Here is an 18,521-nt window from a genome sequence, read left to right on the forward strand (position 1 = left end):
GAGCCCTCGCTGGCGCGGGAATACTCTGAAGACAACACATAACCCATGAAGGAGAGCGCAATGATTCGCGTGGCAGTGACCGGAGCCAAGGGCCGTATGGGCTCGACTGTTGTCCAGGCGGTGATGGGCGCCCCGGATATGGAGGTTGTTGCGCTCTTCGACGCGGGAGATAAGATCACGGCCGAGAGTGTGAACGGCGCGCAGGTGGCCGTTGACTTCTCGATCCCCAGCGTCACCGAGTCCAACGTGCACGCGCTCCTCGACGCGGGCGTGGATGTCGTCGTGGGCACGACCGGCTGGACGGATGAGTCCTACGCGCGCGTGCGCGAGCATGCTGAGGCCGTGGGGCGCGCCGTCCTGATCGCCCCGAACTTTGCGATGGGTGCGGTCCTGGCCATGAAGTTCGCAGCCATGGCTGCCCCGTACTTCGAGTCCGCTGAAGTCATCGAGATGCATCACCCCGCCAAGGTGGACGCCCCCTCGGGCACCGCCGTGGCGACCGCACGCGGCATCGCGAAGGCCCGCGCCGAGGCCGGACTGGGGGAGATGCCCGACGCGACGCAGACCGATGAGCTGGGCAGCCGCGGAGGCCGCGTCGACGGGGTTCCGGTCCACGCCGTGCGCCTGCGTGGCCTGACCGCCTCGGAGGAGATCCTGCTGGGCAACGCGGGCGAACAGCTGGTGATTCGCACGGATTCCTTTGATCGCGTGTCCTTCATGCCCGGCGTCCTGCTGGGCGTGCGCCGCGTGAGTGGCCGCACGGGCCTGACGATCGGGCTCGATCAGGTGATGGGCCTGTGAGCTCGCCTGTCGGCCCCGACCGCTCCGTGCGTCCCGCTCAGGGCGGCGACGCGCGCGCGATTGCTCGCCTGCAGGTCGAGGCCTGGCGCTCCCTCATGGGGCAGGACGCCCTCGACGCCCAGGGCATTACGGAAGAGGCCCTCGCTGCCCAATGGGAGGCGACGCTGGCCTCTCCGCGGCCCGCGGGTACTGCCCTCCTCGTCGCCCTCCACGGCAATACCGTTGTCGGTTTCGCACTCGCGGGCCCCGACGAGGCCGGGGCCGCCTCGGGCGATTCTGTTTCCTCGGGCGACGGCGCGGTGGCCGCGACGCAGGTGTACGAACTGACGGTGGAGAAGAACTTCCGGCGGTCGGGGCACGCGTCGCGCCTGCTGGCGGCTGTTGCTGACTTGACGAGTGGCCAGCTGCGCGTGTGGGTGGGTGTCGACGACGAGGAGCGTCAGCGTTTTTACACGTCGGCGGGTTTTGAGCCTTCCGGCGCGGTGCGCGTGCTGGGCGATGGGCCTACGCAGCACATGTGGTGGGCCGAGCGCGACTAAGGGCCCACGGCGCGAGCCATCCCACGTGGGCAAGCGGCGGTGCTGTCTGTCCACGTTCGAGCCGGTCGTGCCCGGAGTACAGGGGCGTGCGTATCATGGAGCGCATGAGTAACATTCCTCCCCGCCGCTTCGGTTCCCTCGCAGCCGCCATGGTCACGCCGATGACCGCCACCGGTGAGATTGATCTGCCATCCGCGCAGCGCCTGGCGATCAAGCTGGTCGACGAGGGATGCGACACGATCCTGCTGTCCGGCACGACGGGTGAGTCACCGACGACTCACCAGCCGGAGAAGAATGACTTGACGGACGCCGTCCGTGAGGCGGTAGGAGATCGCGCGTTCATCCTGTGTGGCGCGTGTTCGAACGACACGGCGCACGCGGTGCGTATCGGCGAGGGCGCCCAGGAGCACGGAGCGGACGGTCTGCTTATCGTGTCCCCCTACTACAATCGTCCTTCCCAGGAGGGCCTGCGTGCGCACGTGCGCGCCGTGACGGATGCGACCGATCTGCCGGTCATGCTCTATGACATTCCGGGTCGTACGGGCATCGCGTTTTCTGATTCGACACTGGACATCCTCGCCCAGCATCCGCGCATCCTGGGCGTCAAGGACGCCACGGGTGACGTGGAGACCGGTGTGGAGCGCATGCACCGCACGGGCCTGGAGTACTACTCGGGTGATGACGGCCTGAACTTCGCGTGGATGACGGGTGGCGCCTCGGGCTTCATTTCGGTGGTGACGCACGTGGCCTCGGCCCACTACCGCCGCATGATCGAGCTGCTCGACTCCGATCAGGTGTGGGAGGCCCGTGAGCTGTCGTATTCGCTGCGTCCCCTTGTGCACGCCATTATGGGCGGTGGCCAGGGGGCGGTCATGGCGAAGTACGCGCTGTGGCTCCAGGGCGTCATCGATAGCCCGGCCGTGCGCCTGCCGATGGTTGGAATCAGCGATGATGAGGTGTCGGCGTTGCGCCGCGCCCTGTGCGCCGCTGGTCTGCTCTGATACGTATCGCCCCCGTCGAGATCCGGCGGGGGCGACGTGTCTCCTCGGCGGCGTTGCCGAGGAGGGGAGGGCCGATCGTTGACGGTCATGTGAAATAAGGCTTAATATACCTAAGTAAAGTTCACCAACACTGACTGTGTCTGCAAGGAATGGATACCGTGGCAAAGAAGGACGTTATCATCCCCCTGGTTCCTGCCGCCCTCAGTGCGCTGCTGCTCGCCGGAGGGGTGACCGTCTTTTCGGCGTGCGAGCAACGGGCCGACGGTACGTGGATGCACTGCCATCAGTGCCAGAACATGGTGGCCGGCAGCGCAGTTGGACTCATCGCGCTCTACGGCGCCTCAGCCCTCGTCAAGAACAAGCCCGTACGCCTGGCCCTGCTCGCGCTCGCGGTGATCGCCAGCGTCGTCGTTTTCTTTATTCCCGGCGGCATCTGCCCGCTGTGCATGATGAAGACGATGCGCTGCCACACGGTTTTCCAGCCTTTTGTGCGCATCATGAGCGTCCTTGTCGCCGGCAGTGGCATCGGGGCGCTGGTCGCTTCCTTCAAGAAGGACCAGAAGATCTCCGCCTGACGGATACGCCCAGATGGGAGACAATGACGGCGTGAGGGCCCTACTTCGTCGAAAAACCGTGCGCATTGGCGCGGTTCTCCTTGTGCTCTCGCTCGCTATCGCTCTGACGGTCATCGCGCGCAACGCGATGCGCTACCGTCAGGCCGTCGCCCTTGACGAGGCCGGGGATGCCCAGGGCGCCTACGAGATCTTCCATTCGTTGGGACGCTACAGCGATGCCGCGCAGCGCGCGCAGGCCCTCGTTGATGCCGATCCGGCGCTGCCGTACCGCCGCGCGTCCAAAGGTGACACGATCGAGTTTGGCTCCTACGAGCAAGATGGCGACACGTCCAATGGGGCCGAGCCGATTCGGTGGATCGTTCTCGATGAGATCGATGGCCAGCTGCTGCTGCTGAGCGCGGATGTCCTCGAGGCCCGCCAGTATCACCACGTGCCCTTCGAGGACATCACATGGGAACATTCCGATCTGCGCGCGTGGATGAACGGGGACTTTTACGAGGCAGCGTTTACCCCCGTTCAGCGTGGCCTCATCGAGACGGTGCACAACGAGAACGCGGATCAGTCCATCACGGGCGCGAGCGGTGGTGCGCCGACCGATGACCGTGTCTTCGCGCTGAGCGAGACCGAGAGCGTCATTTACTTCAACACCCCGGCCGCGCGTAGCGACATCGGTGCTGCCCTCGCCACCGAGCACGCTGCCGAAAGCCCCTTGAGCGTGTCCGAGGACGGGACCGCCGACTGGTGGCTGCGCTCTCCCGGAACCTACGGGTTCGCCACGCAATTCGTCGATGCCTCGGGCACGCCGTCGCTCAGCGGGGCAAACGTCGATCTGCAGTACGGGGTTCGCCCCGCCCTCTGGATCGATGTTGTGGGGACCGGCGAGGGGACCCGATGAAGGGTGCCCTGTCCCTGCGCCGCGTTCCTCTCGCGAACGCTCAGGCGCATCCGCTCCGGTCCGTCGTCATCATCTTCCTCGCGCTCGCGCAGGCGGCGTGTGTTTTCGGAGGGTTCATTCTTGTCGCTGCCGCGAGGAACGAACTGTCCCTTGCCGAGCGGCGGCTCGGCGCCGACCTCGTCGTCTACCCGACGAGCTGCCTGAACCAGGTGGATAAGAAGCGCCTCCTCATGCTCGGTACTCCCGTGGGCTGCCACCAGCCGCGCTCGGCTCTGGCGCGCATGTCCTCGAACGAGGACATCGCCTCGGTGTCTCACCAGTTGTACGTCTCAGAGACGCTCTCCGATGGCTCCACACGGTGGATTATCGGATTCGAACCGGAGACGGATTTCGTGCTGGGTCCCTGGATGCGCGAGGGGGAGCGGGCGTCCCTGCCCCGCGGGAGCGTCGCGGTGGGTAGTGCTGTCCCCGGGGCGGACGGGCAGACCCTCTCCGTCTTCGGCGAGGAGCACCCGATCAACGCGCATCTGCTCGCCACTGGCTCGGAGCTGGATAACGCTGTCTTCGTCAGTATGGATACCCTCTCCGACATTGTCGCGGGTGCCCGCGCGGCGGGCAAAGACATCGACGCCACCGTTGACCCGAGCTCCGACTACTCGGCGGCGCTTGTCCGCACGTCGGGCAGTGACACTATCGAGAGCGTCACGAACTGGATCAACCTCTACGTGCGTAAGGTGAGGGCCGTGCGCAGCAGCGAAGCCCTCGTCGACACTGCCTCGGGCATTCGATCCCACCGCGGGCTCGCGATCGGGGTCCTCGGCGCCATCTGGCTGGTGCTGCTCGGCGCTCTCGTCGTCGCACAGGTGAGTCTCATGAACGAACGACGCGCCGAACTCACCGTCTGGCGTTCGATCGGGGCATCGCATGGCATCATCAACCGCGTCATGCTGGGTGAATCCGCGTTACTCCACGCGGTGGGTGCACTCGCGGGGGTGGTACTCGCGGCCATCGTTCTGCCTCTCGCAGCGGATGAGAGCATACGTGAGGTCCTCACCGCCCCCGGGACGTCACTGCCCCTCGCCGGTGTATCGATAGCCGCAGTCACCTGTGTGGGGATCGCGGGAACGCGCCTCGCCCTCGTTCGGGTAAGCCGCGTGGTGCGCGGACAGAAAACGGTCCTGATCTAGGGACGATGGTCAAGGAGGAATGACGCAATGCTGTCGCGCTCGCGACTTCCGTGGATGAACCTGCGCGGGTACCCCGTGCGGACGGGGACCCTCGTCCTCTTTTCCATGCTCATGACGATGACGATTTTCGGAGGGACCCTTATCGTCCAGGGGATCGAACACGGCCTGCGCACGGTCCAGTCGCGCCTGGGAGCCGACATCATGGTGACCCCCGCCGAGGCCGATACCGATTTTGACGCACAGACGTTCCTGGTGAGCGCCGAGCCGTCATACTTCTACATGGATGCGGCGACTCGTGATGAGGTGGCCGCCGTTGACGGGGTCGAAGCTGCGTCCTCCCAGCTCTTCCTGGCCTCGGCGAGGGCGAGCTGCTGTTCGGGCCGCTACCAGGTGATCGCCTACGATCCCGCCACCGACTTCACGATCCAGCCGTGGATGAGGGACGCGGTGGGGCGCACACAACTGGGAGACGACGAGGTGATCGTCGGAGCCAACGTGCTGGCCAACGACCCCAACAACTTCCAGCTCTTCGACAACACGCTGCGGGTCGTCGGGCAATTCGATGCGACCGGATCGACCCTTGACAACGCGGTCTACATGAACTTTGAGACCGCCAAGAAGGTCATCGACTCCTCGCTGCGCAAGGGCCTCAACAAGTATTCGACGCTTGAGACCGACCGGATTATCTCCTCGGTGATGGTCAAAGTGGCGCCCGGATACGATGCCGAGGCCGTGGCCGCCCAGATCCAGCAGCAGGTGCCCGGTGTTGCGGTCGCCACGTCGGCGAGGATGGTCAGCGGCATCGCACAATCCCTGGACTCGACGTCGCGCACGGTGGCTGTCCTCATCGGCGTCGCGTGGGGCGTCGGCCTGCTCATGATCACCCTGTTGTTCGTCCTGATGGTCGCCGAACGCAGGCGCGAGTTCGCCACCCTCGTCGCCATGGGCGCGCACCGGCGCATGATCTCCGGCATCATCATCCGCGAGGCGCTCGGCGTCAACATCCTCGGAGGCGTCGGCGGCATCATCATCTCGGGTGTCCTCCTCGTGTCCTTCTCCGGCCTCGTCGACCAGAGCCTGGGGGGCGGATTCCTCGTGCCATCCGCGCTGACGCTGGCGCTGTTGGCTCTGGGGGCGCTCGCGTCGGTGGGCATCGTCGCCCTCGTCTCCTCGTGGATAGCGCTGCGGTACGTGACAACAATGGATGCCAGCCTGGCCCTGAAGGAAGGGGAGTGACATGATCATCGAGGCAACGAGTGTGTCGAAAGAGTTCGCCAGGGCACGCGGAGGAAAGCGGGTCTTCACCGCGGTCCACCCGCTGGATTTTGGCCTGGACGAGAGGCAACTGACCGTCATCTCTGGCCACTCGGGCAGCGGTAAGAGCACCCTGCTGACCATGCTCGCCGGGATCCTCACGCCCACGGCTGGACACGTGCGTGTCGAGGGAACGGATCTATACTCGCTGCGCGACGAGGAGCGCTCCCGGCTGCGCAACGCGCGCATCGGCCTCGTCCCCCAAGGCAATACAGCCCTGCGCGCCCTGAGTGTCCTCGACAACGTGCTGCTGCCCTCGATCCTCTACAGCGCAGACGAGGCGTCGGCAGGCCGTGCGCGCGAGCTGCTGGACGCCGTGGGACTGACCGACCTTGCCGATGCCAAGCCCACCGAGCTGTCGGGCGGAGAACTACGACGCATGGCGATTGCGCGCGCCCTCCTCATGGAACCGTCCATCGTGTTGGCGGACGAGCCTACAGCAGGCCTCGATAACGCGAACGCGACCGCCGTCCTGACCCTCCTGCGTGACGCCGCCGATCGTGGAACGGCCGTCCTTGTCGTTTCCCACGAGTCCGAGGCGCAGCGTTTCGCCGACCGTTGCTACGCCATGGAAGGCGGACGCCTGCACGACCAGTGACCCACGATCGCGCCCGATGACGCCAAATGTGAGGGGACCGACCTGTCCAACGTGGCTCCCGATGCGGGTAAAAGGGCGCCAACGTGGCAGACTGGCATCATGAAGTCTTTGTACGAGAACCTCAGCGAACCCGCGCCCCTGGAAGAGGGCGCACTGCGAGTGATCCCGCTGGGAGGTCTCGGCGAGGTCGGCCGCAACATGAACGTCCTCGAGTACCGGGGCAAACTCCTGGTCGTGGACTGTGGCGTTCTCTTCCCCGAAGAGACACAGCCCGGCGTCGACCTGATCCTGCCGGATTTCTCGTGGATTGAGGACCGCATGGACGACGTCGTCGGCCTCGTCCTCACCCACGGTCACGAGGACCACATCGGTGCCGTGCCCTACCTGCTCAAGCTGCGAGGCGACATCCCGATCTACGGATCCGACCTCACCCTGGCCTTCGTCGCCCCCAAGCTGCGTGAACACCGCCTGTCCGACCCGGGTCTCAATGTCGTCGCCGAGGGCGATCGCCTCACCGTCGGCCCCTTCGACCTCGAATTCGTGTCTGTCACCCACTCGATCCCCGATGCGCTCGCGGTCTTCGTGCGCACGGATGCAGGCAACGTCCTCATCACGGGTGACTTTAAGATGGATCAGCTGCCGCTGGACCGCCGCCTCACCGACCTGCGTGCGTTCGCCCGCATGGGCGAGGAGGGTGTCGACCTGTTCATGGTGGACTCCACGAACGCGCTGGTGCCCGGATTCATTACGCCCGAGCGCGAGATTGGCCCGGTGCTCGATCAGGTCTTCGGCGAGGCGAGTGGCCAGATCATCGTCGCGTCCTTCGCCTCACACGTGCACCGCGTCCAGCAGGTCATCAACGCGGCCGCCCATCACGGGCGTCGTGTGGCCTTCGTGGGCCGCTCCATGGAGCGCAACATGCGCATCGCGGAGGAGAAGGGCTACCTGTCGATCCCCGAGGGCCTCATCGTGGACCTCAAGGGAATTAGCGAGCTGCCGCCCTCCGAGCGTGTCTACATGGCGACCGGTTCTCAGGGCGAGCCGATGGCGGCCCTGTCGCGCATGTCGGTGGGGTCGCACCGCACCGTGACGATCGAGCCCGGCGACATGGTTGTGCTGGCCTCCTCGCTGATCCCCGGTAACGAGAACTCCGTGTACCGCGTCATCAACGACCTGACCCGCCTGGGTGCGCGCGTCGTGTCGAAGGAGAACGCGAAGGTACACGTGTCCGGCCACGCGAGCGCCGGCGAGCTCATCTACTGCTACAACATCGTTCAGCCCAAGAACGTGATGCCCATTCACGGCGAGGTTCGCCACCTGGTCGGTAACGGCCAGCTGGCCGTCAAGACCGGCATGGATCCGCAGAATGTGGTCCTGGCGGAGGACGGGGTGACGGTCGACCTGAAGGATGGCGTCGCGCGCGTGTCGGGCGTCGTGCCGTGTGAGTACGTGTACGTGGACGGCCGTTCGATCGGAGAGATCTCCGAAGATGAACTGGAGACCCGCCGCACCCTGGGCTCGGAGGGCTTCATCTCGATTTTTGCGGTCGTCGAGCACGACTCGGGCATGGTGCTGGCCGGCCCGGAGATCCGCGCGATCGGCATGGCCGAGGACGACTCGGTCTTCGAGGAGATTCTCCCCGACGTCACCCAGGCGCTCAAGGATGCTGCGGCACCCGGCGGTCAGGACCCCTACATCCTGCAGCAGGCGATGCGTCGCGTGATCGGTCGCTGGGTTGCGCGGCGCCTGCATCGTCGTCCTATGATCGTTCCGGTCGTGACCGAGCAGTAGGCTGACTGTCTTCATCGACGAGGCCGTGGCGTGCTGGGCGGTAGCGCGCGCTTGAAGGAAGGAAAATTCGTGTCGGGTCGTTTCATTTCGACGCATTCTGTCGCTCTTGTATTGCCGATGCACATCGCATACATGCCGGAGCGAGGGGGGTCCGTCCACGCGGATGCAGCCAGCTCGCGTCCGGGCGGCGGGTTTACGACCCTGTGCGCTGCTGCGGCAATGGGAGTGCCGACGGCCGCTGCCTCGCCTCTGGGGACGGGACCGAATTCCTTTGCGGTGCGTCAGCAGCTCGTCGAAGCCGGTGTCGAGGTTCTGACCCCCGAGCTCGTGGGTGACATTGGCGTTGTCATCCAGCTGATTGTCGAAGACGGGTCGATGCGTTCCGTCGTGACGGCGGGCGTCGAGTCAGAACCGTCGCGCGCAGCTTTGACGAGCATCGAATTGCGCGAAGGGGACGTGGTCCACGTGGCCGCCTCCGATATGACGAGCGCGCATGCAGCCTCCGAGCTGAGTGAATGGGCTGCGGGTCTTCCGCCCTTCGTGACTCTCGTCGTGTCCGTCTCGCCCGCAGTTGCGCAGGTTCCGCTCGAGGCATGGGAGACGATTTTCGCGCGCGCGGACGTGGTGACGATGAGCAGCTGGGAGGCTGCGACACTGGCAGAAATCCTGGAGGCGAACCGCCGCGGCTCGACGATTCGTTCCTACATGCGCGCCGACGCGGCGACCGTTCGTCGCGTGGGGGAGCGGGGCTGCGAGCTGCAAAAATTCGCTGATGCGCCCGTTATTTCCATCCCCGCCTTCCAGACGCCCATCGCGGACACCGCGGGCGTGGGGGACACGCACATCGCCGAGATGTGTGCGGGCCTGGTGATGGGCTACGACTTGGAGACCGCATGCCTGATGGCGAACGCGGGCGCAGCGCTGGCAATTTCCCACGAGTCTGCGCTGCCCGTTCCCACGCGCGATCAGGTTGAGAACGTCCTTGAAACCGGGGTCGTGACGAACATCCTGCGCTGATCTTACGCGGCGCGCCTGGCGGAGTCGGGCCGCGGCGGGCGATATGGTGGAATGATCATGGCACAATCGTCTCCACGCTCTTCGTCCGGTAAGGCTCCCGCGCGCCCGCGCGCGAAGGGAGGCTCCTCTCGGTCTGCCCAGACGCCCCAGCCCGAACCAACGCAGCCGGGTTTCCTGGCACGCTTCTTTTCTGCGGTTGGCCGCGCGGGCATCGGTGCCGTGCGCGCGTGGAAGGCTACCGACGCGCAGGTGAAGCGCGACGCCGCTGCCTTCGTCGTGGTCGCGGCAGCGATTGTGATCGCGCTGCGTGAGTGGTTCCAGATTTCCGGCGAGGCCGGGGATGCGATCCACCACGCCTCCGCGGGCCTGTTCGGCATCTTCTCGGTCGTGCTTCCTCTGGTTCTCATCGCACTGGCCGTTGAGTTGGTGACCGCCCGATCCGGACGCTCGGCTCTGCCACACCACGTGGCTGGAGGTATCGGTATCACCGCAGCGCTGACGGGCCTCGTGCATATTTCACGCGGAAACCCCGGTATGGCTGACGACCCGGGCATCGAGGCCGCTGGCGGCCTCATCGGCTGGTTCGTCGCACGCCCTCTCGCGCTTCTCCTGTCCGGCTGGGGTGCTGGCGCCCTCCTGCTTCTGCTCCTCGCGTACTCGATCCTGCTGGCCACCCGCACGGCTGTCGCGGATGTGCCGGCGCGCCTTGGCGACCTCGCTGCACATCTCAGTGGCCAGCGCGCCGAGGGAGAGGCTGAGTCCGCAGAAAAGGACGCGGAGGACCCCGCCAAGAAAGCTCGCCGCAAGTCCCGCAAGGACCTCGCCGCAGGAGACGACGCCTTCCTCGACGAATACGACGGCGACGAGTCCTTCCGCAAGGCCACCGATTCCGACTCGGCCGAAGAAACGCGTCTTCTCGAGTCGGGAGCGATCGCTGCGCAGGCACCCACGCCCACGCCCCGGCCTCGTTCCTCGGCGCCCGACGCGCCCACCGAGATGCTCACGCAGATGCGCCCCGCCGTGGCTCCCGCACCCGTACAGGTTCCTGCCCACGTGCCCGAACCCGAACCGGAACCCGAGGACGAGCCGGCACCCCCGCCGATCACCGACGAGCCCGAGGGCGCTTTCCAGCCCAACCTGGATGACTCGATCACCTACACCCTGCCGTCGGAAGACCTCCTCGTCTCTGGCCCGCCCCATATGACGCGTTCGGCCGTCAACGATCAGGTCGTCGCGGCACTGGGCCAGGTCTTCGCAGACTTCAACGTCGACGCGCGCGTCACGGGATTCTCGCGCGGTCCGACAGTCACCCGCTACGAGGTCGTCCTCGGCGCCGGCGTCAAGGTCGACAAGCTCACGAACCTGTCGAAAAACATCGCCTACGCCGTGGCCTCCGCCGACGTGCGTATCCTCGCGCCGATTCCCGGCAAGAGCGCGATTGGCATCGAGATCCCCAATGCCGACCGCGAAAACGTGGCCCTCGGCGACGTCCTGCGTTCCGCAGCCGCCCGTCGTAACCAGCACCCGCTCGTCGTCGGCGTCGGCAAGGACGTTGAAGGCGGCTACGTCGTCACCAACCTGGCGAAGACCCCGCACATGCTCGTCGCCGGCCAGACCGGCTCCGGTAAGTCCTCCTTCGTCAACTCCATGATCACCTCGATCATGATGCGCGCGACGCCCCAGCAGGTGCGCATGATCCTCGTCGACCCCAAGCGTGTGGAACTCACGATCTACGAGGGCATCCCGCACCTCATCTCGCCCATCATCACCGACGCCAAGAAGGCCGCCGAGGCCCTCGAATGGGTCGTCAAGGAGATGGACGCGCGCTACGACGACCTGTCGGACTACGGCTTCAAGCACATCGACGACTTCAACAAGGCGGTGGCCGCCGGACAGGTACAGGCCAAGCCCGGCCTCAACCGGACCCTGCACCCCTACCCGTACCTGCTCGTGGTCGTCGACGAGCTCGCCGACCTCATGATGGTCGCGCCGCGCGACGTGGAAGCCTCCATCCAGCGCATCACGCAGCTCGCCCGCGCCGCCGGTATCCACCTGGTCCTGGCCACACAGCGTCCCTCGGTCGACGTCGTCACGGGCCTCATCAAGGCCAACATCCCCTCGCGCCTCGCGTTCGCGACATCCTCGCTGACCGACTCGCGCACGATCCTCGACCAGCCCGGCGCCGAAAAGCTCATCGGCCAGGGCGACGCCCTCTACCTGCCCGCTGGCGCCTCCAAGCCCATGCGCGTCCAGGGCGCGTGGGTCTCCGAATCCGAGATCCACCAGGTCGTCGCGCACGTCAAGAGCCAGATGGAGACGCACTACCGTGACGACGTCGTGCCGGACAAGAAGGAAACCAAGGTCGCCGAAGACATCGGAGACGACCTCGAAGACCTGCTGCAGGCCGCCGAGCTCGTCGTCTCCACGCAGCTCGGTTCCACCTCGATGCTCCAGCGCAAGCTGCGCGTCGGTTTCGCCCGAGCCGGGCGCCTCATGGACCTTCTCGAATCACGCGAGATCGTCGGCCCCTCCGAAGGATCCAAGGCTCGCCAGGTGCTCGTCACTCCCGAGCAGCTTCCCGAGGTCCTCGCCATGCTTCGCGGAGAGTCCGCCGGCATCGCCGAGCCCGCCCCTGAGCCCACCCCCGCGCCCGCTCCGGCCGCTCCCGAGGCGGCACCCAGCCCGGCCGTCGGCTCTGCCGCGGGGGGCACGGCAGGTGCCCCGGCCTCGTCCGCTCCCACGCAATCGCCCGCATCCGGTTACGAAATGGGCACGGCTGACGCCAGCGATTCGCGCGGCAGCGGGGTAGACCCGTACTCTGGTCATAACTTTGGTGGTTCATCGCCCGACTGGGTTGACGAGGAGCCCGAGGACAACGAGGATGCTTGGCAGCTCACGGGCCGCTGAGAGGAAAGGAAACGGTCATGAGCGATAACGTGTCGCGCGTGCAGCGAGACAGCAAGGTTCCCGTCGTGAACCTGCCCAACGCGCTGACCGTTTTGCGCCTGATTCTCGTCCCCGTGTTCGTGGTTCTAGGCTTGCAAAGCAAGTCATGGACCGCGCTGTGGGCGGCCTTCGTCGTCTTCGCCGTTGCGGCCATCACGGACCGCTTTGACGGCGAGCTTGCGCGCTCGTGGGGTCAGATCACCGACTTCGGTCGCATCGCGGACCCCATTGCTGACAAGGCCCTGACCCTGTGCGGCTTCGGCCTGCTGTCCTACCAGGGATTCCTGCCCTGGTGGGTGACGATCCTCATCGCCGTGCGCGAGCTGGGCATTACCGCAATGCGTGCCTTCTTCCTGCGCCGCGGCGTCGTCGTCTCCGCGAATCAGGCGGGCAAGCTCAAGACCTTCATGCAGATCGTGGCCCTCGGTGTGCTACTGATCCCGTGGGCGCACTTCACCGCACTGAGTGAGACTAACGAGGGATGGGTCGTCGTGGTCATTCACCTCGGCCAGGCCCTCGCAGGCGTCGCTCTCGCGCTCACGCTCTACTCGGGCTTCATGTACGTCCTCGAGGGTGTGCGCCTCATGCGTGGTTCCGGTGGAAGCGAGGATGAGAGCTCAACCCCGGATGCATCCGTGAACGAGGAAGCGTCGAAGGAGCCGTCAAAGCGGGGTTTCGCGGGGCAGCACGTCCAGAGTTGAGCCTGGGTGACGCAACCCATAGGCTCATTGACTCGTCGGTGGAATAAGCCTGAAACCTCCCGCGTTGCGTAGATATGAATGCAAGCCGAGGAATGAAAAAGCAGCGTCACAGCGTTTCGATGCGCGAACTGACAATGCGCTCCTCAAAACAGAACGGCTACAGTAACACTATGGAAAAGACACTGAGCGAAACCCCGCTGCTGCGCAGCGAACTGGGCGATGTCCTGCGCGGCATTCGCCAGCGCCAGGGTCGTACCCTGCGCGAAGTCTCTTCGGAGGCGCAGGTCTCCCTCGGGTACCTGTCCGAGGTTGAGCGCGGCCAGAAGGAGGCATCCTCCGAACTGCTTGAGGCCATCACGTCGGCCCTGCGTGTCCCGCTGTGGTTTGTCCTGCGCGAGGTCTCCGAGCGCATGGCGATCATCGATGGCGCGGTTGTTCCGGACGCGGTGCCCGATGAGATCGTGCCCGTCACGCTGATTTCCTGACGCGTGAAGCACTCTGAGTTTTACGAGGCGGTCGAGGCGACCTTCGGGTCGGCCCTCGGCCGCTCGTACGTTTCCGACCTGTATCTCGCCTCGCTGGGAGCGACCGCGCATGACGCGCTGGCCGCGGGAGTAAACCCTGACGAGGTCTGGTCGACGCTGTGTGAGGAAACCGGGCGCGAGGATGCGCGCTGGATTCATCGCGTCGATCCGCGCGAGCGAGGACGCTGAACGGGCGACGATGCTCCTGTGAGTGACGCCCGTCTGGCTCGTCTGCGGCGTGTCGATCAACAATCGAACATGTGTTCCATTTAAGCTTGTGGGCGACGACGTTCCGACGTGTGTCATCCACAGGGTGCATGCGCGCGGGACGCAGATGACGATGGCCGGTCGCATACTCGTCATGTCGCCTCGGAGAGGGGTGGCATTCCAGGCCAGGACACCCGCAGGCCGGAGAGGCCGCAGACGAAAGGATCACCATGGCTGCCCGTAAAGCACCCGCCGCAAAGCCCGCGACCAATGATCGCAATAAGGCACTCGAAGTCGCCCTGTCGCAGATCGATAAGCAGTTCGGTAAGGGCTCCGTTATGCGCCTCGGCGACGATAATCGTCCGCCAGTCCAGGTGATCCCCACGGGTTCCCTCGCCCTCGATGTTGCCCTGGGTATCGGCGGCCTGCCGCGCGGTCGTGTCATCGAGGTGTACGGCCCCGAGTCCTCCGGTAAGACCACGGTCGCCCTCCATGCCGTCGCTAACGCCCAGAAGGCTGGCGGTAACGCTGCCTTTATCGACGCGGAGCACGCCCTTGACCCTGTTTATGCGCGTGCCCTGGGTGTCGACACCGACTCCCTCCTGGTCTCCCAGCCTGACACGGGCGAGCAGGCCCTCGAAATCGCGGACATGCTGATCCGTTCGGGCGGCATCGACATCATCGTCATCGACTCCGTCGCGGCGCTCGTGCCCAAGGCTGAAATTGAAGGCGAGATGGGTGACTCCCACGTCGGTTTGCAGGCTCGACTCATGAGCCAGGCCCTGCGTAAGATCACGGGTGCCCTGTCCGCGACCGGCACCACCGCGATCTTCATCAACCAGCTGCGTGAAAAGATCGGCGTCTTCTTTGGTTCCCCGGAGACCACGACGGGCGGTAAGGCGCTGAAGTTCTATGCGTCGGTGCGCATCGACGTGCGCCGCATTGAGACCCTCAAGGAAGCCGGTGCGCCCGTCGGTAACCGCACGCGCGCCAAGGTCGTGAAGAACAAGATGGCTCCGCCCTTCAAGCAGGCCGAGTTCGACATCGTCTACGGCAAGGGCATCTCGCGCGAGGGCTCGATCATCGACATGGGAGTCGAGGCTGGCATCGTGCGTAAGTCCGGCTCCTGGTTCACCTACGGGGATGACCAGCTCGGTCAGGGTAAAGAGAACGTGCGTCAATTCCTCGTGGATAACCCCGAGCTGGCCAACGAGATTGAACAGAAGATCCTCGTCTCGCTGGGTATCGGCGAGGCTCCGGACCCGGATCAGGCCTCCCAGGACGTGCCCGACATCGATCCGGATGAGGACGCGGGCTTCTGAGTCGTGGTCCGCTACCTGGATCCGGAGGATAATCCCGAGCTGGGGGAGGAGCGTCGTCGACGCTCCTCCCCGGGCGAGAGGCTTGCGCGCGCCCGCGAACGCAATGCGGCCCTGACGGGCACGGCGGCGGTGGAAGCCGCACGCGAAGTTGCGCTGCGCAAGCTCGATGCGCGCGCGTGCTCGCGCATCGAGCTGACCAGCGCGATCGAAGGACGCGGTTTTAGCGCCGAGCTCGCCGCCGAGGTCGTTGACCGCCTTGAGGCTGTCGGTCTCGTCGACGACCAGGCCTACGCCGATGCGCTCGTCCGATCTCGTTTTTCGGGCACGGGTGCCTCCGGCCGCGCGCTACGCGAGATCCTCGTGCGCAAAGGATTGGACTCGGCGACCATCGAGCGCGCCCTGTCCCAGATTGACCGCGTGGACGAGGCTGAGCGCGCGGCCCAGCTGGTGGCCCGCAAAAGGCGCTCGCTCGCGGGCGTCCCACGTCAGACGGCCTACCGTAGACTGAGTTCGATGCTCGCGCGCAAAGGCTATTCGCCGTCCGTGGCATCCGCAGCCGTGCGCGAGGCGCTCGACGCGTGGGGTGACGACGACGATAACGCAGAGGAGAGCTGGCAATGGGGACTGTGAGCATCATGGGCGACGAGCAGGTTGCGCAGCTGATCGCTGATCTCACAGGGCGCGGGTTGACGATTGCGACGGCGGAGTCACTGACGGGTGGTGGCCTCGTCGCGCGTCTCGTTGACGTGCCCGGCGCATCCCGTGTCGTTCGTGGGGGAGCCTGCACGTACGCGGTGGATACGAAGGCTTCAGTGCTGGGGGTCTCGGAAAGCCGGCTGGCGCTGACGGGCCCTGTCGACGAGGAGGTTGCGCGCCAGATGGCTCGGGGCGCACGTTCCCTGTTCGGCGCGGACATCGGCGTCTCGACGACCGGAGTCGCCGGTCCCGGCCCGGCCGACGGCTGTGAAGCGGGAACCGTGCATATCGCGTGCACGTACCCGACAGGGGAGGAGCACCTGCTCCTGCACCTTCAGGGTGATCGCGCGGCTGTGCGTGCGGGTGCCATTGACGCCGCGCTCCTGCTCGTGCGTGACGTGCTCGACTTCGCCGGCGCGCAGGTCGGCGACTAGACTTCACTGCGATGAATACGATGATGCAGGATGGTGCCGCGACGCCCCGCACCTACGCGGTGCGCACGCTCGGGTGCCAAATGAACGAACACGACTCCGAACGCATGGCGGGTCTGCTGGAGCAGGCCGGCCTCGTCCCCGTTGAGCAGGTCCCTGAGGCTGCCGCCCGCGCGACCGATGCGGGCGACATGGGCGCCGATGTCATTGTGATCAACACCTGCTCCGTCCGCGAAAACGCTGCGACCCGTCTCTTCGGTAACCTCGGGCAGCTCGCGGCCGTCAAGCGCAAGCGTCCCGGTATGCAGATCGCGGTCGGTGGATGCCTCGCCCAGCAGATGCGAGACGGCATCGTTGAGAAGGCCCCGTGGGTGGACGCCGTCTTTGGGACGCACAACATCGACGTGTTGCCTGCTCTGCTGCGTCGCGCCGAGCACAACCGTGAGGCGGCCGTTGAGATCGAGGAATCCCTGAAGGTCTTTCCCTCGACGCTGCCCACGCACCGTGAGAGTGCCTACGCCGCCTGGGTGTCGATTTCGGTGGGTTGCAACAATACCTGCACGTTCTGTATCGTCCCGCATCTGCGGGGTAAGGAACGAGACCGCCGTCCCGGCGATATCCTCGCCGAGGTTGAGGCCGTCGCCTCGCAGGGAGCCATTGAGGTGACCCTGCTCGGTCAGAACGTGAACTCCTACGGCGTGGGCTTCGGTGAGCGTGGCGCTTTCGCCGACCTGCTGCGCGCCGTTGGCCGCGTGGAGGGGATCGAGCGCGTGCGCTTCACCTCGCCGCATCCGGCTGCTTTCACCGATGACGTGATCGCTGCGATGGCGGAGACGCCCACGGTCATGCCGAGCCTGCACATGCCCCTGCAGTCCGGGTCCGATGCGGTCCTGCGTCAGATGCGCCGCTCCTACCGCCGTGATCGTTTCATGGGCATTCTGGAGCGTGTGCGTGCCGCTATCCCGCACGCGGCGATCACGACGGACATCATCGTTGGCTTCCCGGGGGAGACCGAAGAGGACTTCCAGGCAACCCTTGATGTCGTCGAGCAGGCTCGCTTCTCCTCGGCTTTCACGTTCCTGTACTCCCCGCGGCCGGGCACGCCCGCTGCGGATCGCGAGGATCAGGTTCCCGACGACGTGGCGCTCGAGCGCTACCAGCGCCTCATTAAGCTTCAGGAGCGTATCTGCGCGGAGGACAACGCCGCGTTGGCCGGGACGGAGGTTGAGGTTCTCGTTTCCGAGGGTGATGGCCGTAAGGATGGAGCCACGCACCGTATCTCGGGCCGCGCGCGCGATAATCGCCTCGTGCACGTCGCTCTGCCGCAGGGACTGTCCGAGGCCGATCGCCCGCGCCCGGGTGACATGATCCGCGCGACCGTCACATACGGGGCGCCTCACCACCTGATCGCCGACTCGGGCACGCAGGGTGGTCTGTTCGAGGTGCGTCGTACGCGCGCTGGGGACGCGTGGGAGGCTCGTCAGGCTAAGGATGAGCCGGACACCACGGTGTCCCTGGGCATTCCCACGCTGCGCGTGGGTGCCCCGCGCTGACGCTGAGTTGCACTGATGTGGGCCTGCGTGGACATCTTGTCTGCACAGGCCCACATGTCACGGGGGACCGTGTACGGACCGCACTGCACATTTGATCGGTCGTACAAGTGAAAAGTGGGAAAATGTCGCCGCCAAACGAGCGTGTGACGTGCTACTCCTGAGTTACTTTTGTTTCGTGGCGATCGTCACGATGGTGAGGCGATCGGCATGCGGGAGCACTCTCGGTAGTGCGGGTCGATTCGAGCCCCCCTATGCGACCCGTGGCTTTTCCCGCGCACGCGGTACGTGCCGCGCCTTCGCATGTAGTCGGCGCACACTCCACCGAGAGTGCCCCGCTCCTCCAGCGATGAACTGCCTCCCGTTTCTTGGACATCGAAATTGAAGTCCAGGGAATGGGAGGCTTTTCGTGTCTGTGAATCTGGG

Annotated in this window: 18 protein-coding genes; all 18 read left to right on the forward strand. The window is 65.6% G+C overall.

The genetic code is table 11. The annotated features are described in order from the left end of the window. The first annotated feature begins 60 nt into the window (after nucleotides 1-60). The 18 genes from dapB to miaB all read left to right on the forward strand — a co-directional run bounded on the left by dapB (nucleotide 61) and on the right by miaB (nucleotide 18,098). Nucleotides 61-801, forward strand: a complete 741-nt coding sequence (gene dapB / locus QP415_RS08330; protein ID WP_048675808.1) for a 4-hydroxy-tetrahydrodipicolinate reductase — start codon at nucleotides 61-63, stop codon at nucleotides 799-801. Continuing rightward, nucleotides 798-1,340 carry a GNAT family N-acetyltransferase gene (locus tag QP415_RS08335; RefSeq protein WP_285099674.1) on the forward strand — a complete coding sequence of 181 codons (543 nt, stop codon included), beginning with the start codon at nucleotides 798-800 and terminating at the stop codon, nucleotides 1,338-1,340. The genes dapB and QP415_RS08335 overlap by 4 nt, the downstream gene beginning before the upstream one ends. 104 nt (nucleotides 1,341-1,444) lie before the next feature. Continuing rightward, entirely contained in the window at nucleotides 1,445-2,341 is an 897-nt protein-coding gene (gene dapA / locus QP415_RS08340; RefSeq protein WP_034464064.1) for a 4-hydroxy-tetrahydrodipicolinate synthase, read from the forward strand. 149 nt (nucleotides 2,342-2,490) lie between these two features. Beyond that, nucleotides 2,491-2,916 carry a DUF4418 family protein gene (locus QP415_RS08345; protein ID WP_285099675.1) on the forward strand — a complete coding sequence of 142 codons (426 nt, stop codon included), beginning with the start codon at nucleotides 2,491-2,493 and terminating at the stop codon, nucleotides 2,914-2,916. A gap of 13 nt (nucleotides 2,917-2,929) precedes the next feature. Continuing rightward, a complete protein-coding gene (locus tag QP415_RS08350; RefSeq protein ID WP_285099676.1) occupies nucleotides 2,930-3,811 on the forward strand; it encodes a DUF6273 domain-containing protein in 882 nt (293 codons plus the stop codon). Continuing rightward, nucleotides 3,808-4,998, forward strand: a complete 1,191-nt coding sequence (locus QP415_RS08355) for an FtsX-like permease family protein (protein ID WP_285099677.1) — start codon at nucleotides 3,808-3,810, stop codon at nucleotides 4,996-4,998. Before QP415_RS08350 ends, QP415_RS08355 begins: the two co-directional genes overlap by 4 nt. 27 nt (nucleotides 4,999-5,025) lie before the next feature. Continuing rightward, nucleotides 5,026-6,234 carry an ABC transporter permease gene (locus QP415_RS08360; protein ID WP_048675827.1) on the forward strand — a complete coding sequence of 403 codons (1,209 nt, stop codon included), beginning with the start codon at nucleotides 5,026-5,028 and terminating at the stop codon, nucleotides 6,232-6,234. 1 nt (nucleotide 6,235) lies between these two features. Continuing rightward, nucleotides 6,236-6,910 carry an ABC transporter ATP-binding protein gene (locus QP415_RS08365; protein ID WP_016461931.1) on the forward strand — a complete coding sequence of 225 codons (675 nt, stop codon included), beginning with the start codon at nucleotides 6,236-6,238 and terminating at the stop codon, nucleotides 6,908-6,910. 99 nt (nucleotides 6,911-7,009) lie between these two features. After that, entirely contained in the window at nucleotides 7,010-8,701 is a 1,692-nt protein-coding gene (locus tag QP415_RS08370) for a ribonuclease J (protein ID WP_016461930.1), read from the forward strand. Nucleotides 8,702-8,818: 117 nt separating this feature from the next. Then, nucleotides 8,819-9,718 carry a PfkB family carbohydrate kinase gene (locus QP415_RS08375; protein ID WP_034475700.1) on the forward strand — a complete coding sequence of 300 codons (900 nt, stop codon included), beginning with the start codon at nucleotides 8,819-8,821 and terminating at the stop codon, nucleotides 9,716-9,718. A 57-nt stretch (nucleotides 9,719-9,775) separates the two neighbouring features. After that, nucleotides 9,776-12,625 (forward strand): DNA translocase FtsK, encoded by a 2,850-nt coding sequence (locus QP415_RS08380; protein ID WP_048675841.1) that lies wholly within the window; start codon nucleotides 9,776-9,778, stop codon nucleotides 12,623-12,625. 17 nt (nucleotides 12,626-12,642) lie between these two features. After that, a complete protein-coding gene (gene pgsA, locus QP415_RS08385; protein WP_285099678.1) occupies nucleotides 12,643-13,365 on the forward strand; it encodes a CDP-diacylglycerol--glycerol-3-phosphate 3-phosphatidyltransferase in 723 nt (240 codons plus the stop codon). A gap of 170 nt (nucleotides 13,366-13,535) precedes the next feature. Next, complete coding sequence (locus QP415_RS08390; protein WP_034475698.1) at nucleotides 13,536-13,850, forward strand: helix-turn-helix domain-containing protein; 315 nt, start codon at nucleotides 13,536-13,538, stop codon at nucleotides 13,848-13,850. 3 nt (nucleotides 13,851-13,853) lie between these two features. Next, on the forward strand, nucleotides 13,854-14,078 hold the full coding sequence (locus QP415_RS08395) for a DUF3046 domain-containing protein (RefSeq protein WP_016461925.1): 225 nt from the start codon (nucleotides 13,854-13,856) through the stop codon (nucleotides 14,076-14,078). A gap of 248 nt (nucleotides 14,079-14,326) precedes the next feature. Then, nucleotides 14,327-15,418 carry a recombinase RecA gene (gene recA / locus QP415_RS08400; protein ID WP_003796169.1) on the forward strand — a complete coding sequence of 364 codons (1,092 nt, stop codon included), beginning with the start codon at nucleotides 14,327-14,329 and terminating at the stop codon, nucleotides 15,416-15,418. A gap of 3 nt (nucleotides 15,419-15,421) precedes the next feature. Then, nucleotides 15,422-16,048, forward strand: coding sequence for a regulatory protein RecX (locus QP415_RS08405; protein WP_048675833.1), 627 nt, complete (start codon nucleotides 15,422-15,424; stop codon nucleotides 16,046-16,048). After that, nucleotides 16,036-16,548, forward strand: coding sequence for a CinA family protein (locus tag QP415_RS08410; RefSeq protein ID WP_016461923.1), 513 nt, complete (start codon nucleotides 16,036-16,038; stop codon nucleotides 16,546-16,548). The genes QP415_RS08405 and QP415_RS08410 overlap by 13 nt, the downstream gene beginning before the upstream one ends. Nucleotides 16,549-16,559: 11 nt before the next feature. Further along, entirely contained in the window at nucleotides 16,560-18,098 is a 1,539-nt protein-coding gene (gene miaB, locus QP415_RS08415) for a tRNA (N6-isopentenyl adenosine(37)-C2)-methylthiotransferase MiaB (protein ID WP_016461922.1), read from the forward strand. The last annotated feature ends 423 nt before the right edge of the window (nucleotides 18,099-18,521 follow it).

This window comes from Pauljensenia sp. UMB3104 (assembly GCF_030217285.1).
GTDB lineage: Bacteria > Actinomycetota > Actinomycetes > Actinomycetales > Actinomycetaceae > Pauljensenia.

Coding starts and splice junctions, on each gene's coding strand:
- dapB (WP_048675808.1), top strand. CDS start 61: ATGATTCGCGTGGCAGTGACCGGAGCCAAGGGCCGTATGGGCTCGACT.
- dapA (WP_034464064.1), top strand. CDS start 1,445: ATGAGTAACATTCCTCCCCGCCGCTTCGGTTCCCTCGCAGCCGCCATG.
- QP415_RS08345 (WP_285099675.1), top strand. CDS start 2,491: ATGGATACCGTGGCAAAGAAGGACGTTATCATCCCCCTGGTTCCTGCC.
- QP415_RS08350 (WP_285099676.1), top strand. CDS start 2,930: ATGGGAGACAATGACGGCGTGAGGGCCCTACTTCGTCGAAAAACCGTG.
- QP415_RS08355 (WP_285099677.1), top strand. CDS start 3,808: ATGAAGGGTGCCCTGTCCCTGCGCCGCGTTCCTCTCGCGAACGCTCAG.
- QP415_RS08360 (WP_048675827.1), top strand. CDS start 5,026: ATGCTGTCGCGCTCGCGACTTCCGTGGATGAACCTGCGCGGGTACCCC.
- QP415_RS08365 (WP_016461931.1), top strand. CDS start 6,236: ATGATCATCGAGGCAACGAGTGTGTCGAAAGAGTTCGCCAGGGCACGC.
- QP415_RS08370 (WP_016461930.1), top strand. CDS start 7,010: ATGAAGTCTTTGTACGAGAACCTCAGCGAACCCGCGCCCCTGGAAGAG.
- QP415_RS08375 (WP_034475700.1), top strand. CDS start 8,819: ATGCACATCGCATACATGCCGGAGCGAGGGGGGTCCGTCCACGCGGAT.
- QP415_RS08380 (WP_048675841.1), top strand. CDS start 9,776: ATGGCACAATCGTCTCCACGCTCTTCGTCCGGTAAGGCTCCCGCGCGC.
- pgsA (WP_285099678.1), top strand. CDS start 12,643: ATGAGCGATAACGTGTCGCGCGTGCAGCGAGACAGCAAGGTTCCCGTC.
- QP415_RS08390 (WP_034475698.1), top strand. CDS start 13,536: ATGGAAAAGACACTGAGCGAAACCCCGCTGCTGCGCAGCGAACTGGGC.
- recA (WP_003796169.1), top strand. CDS start 14,327: ATGGCTGCCCGTAAAGCACCCGCCGCAAAGCCCGCGACCAATGATCGC.
- QP415_RS08410 (WP_016461923.1), top strand. CDS start 16,036: ATGGGGACTGTGAGCATCATGGGCGACGAGCAGGTTGCGCAGCTGATC.
- miaB (WP_016461922.1), top strand. CDS start 16,560: ATGAATACGATGATGCAGGATGGTGCCGCGACGCCCCGCACCTACGCG.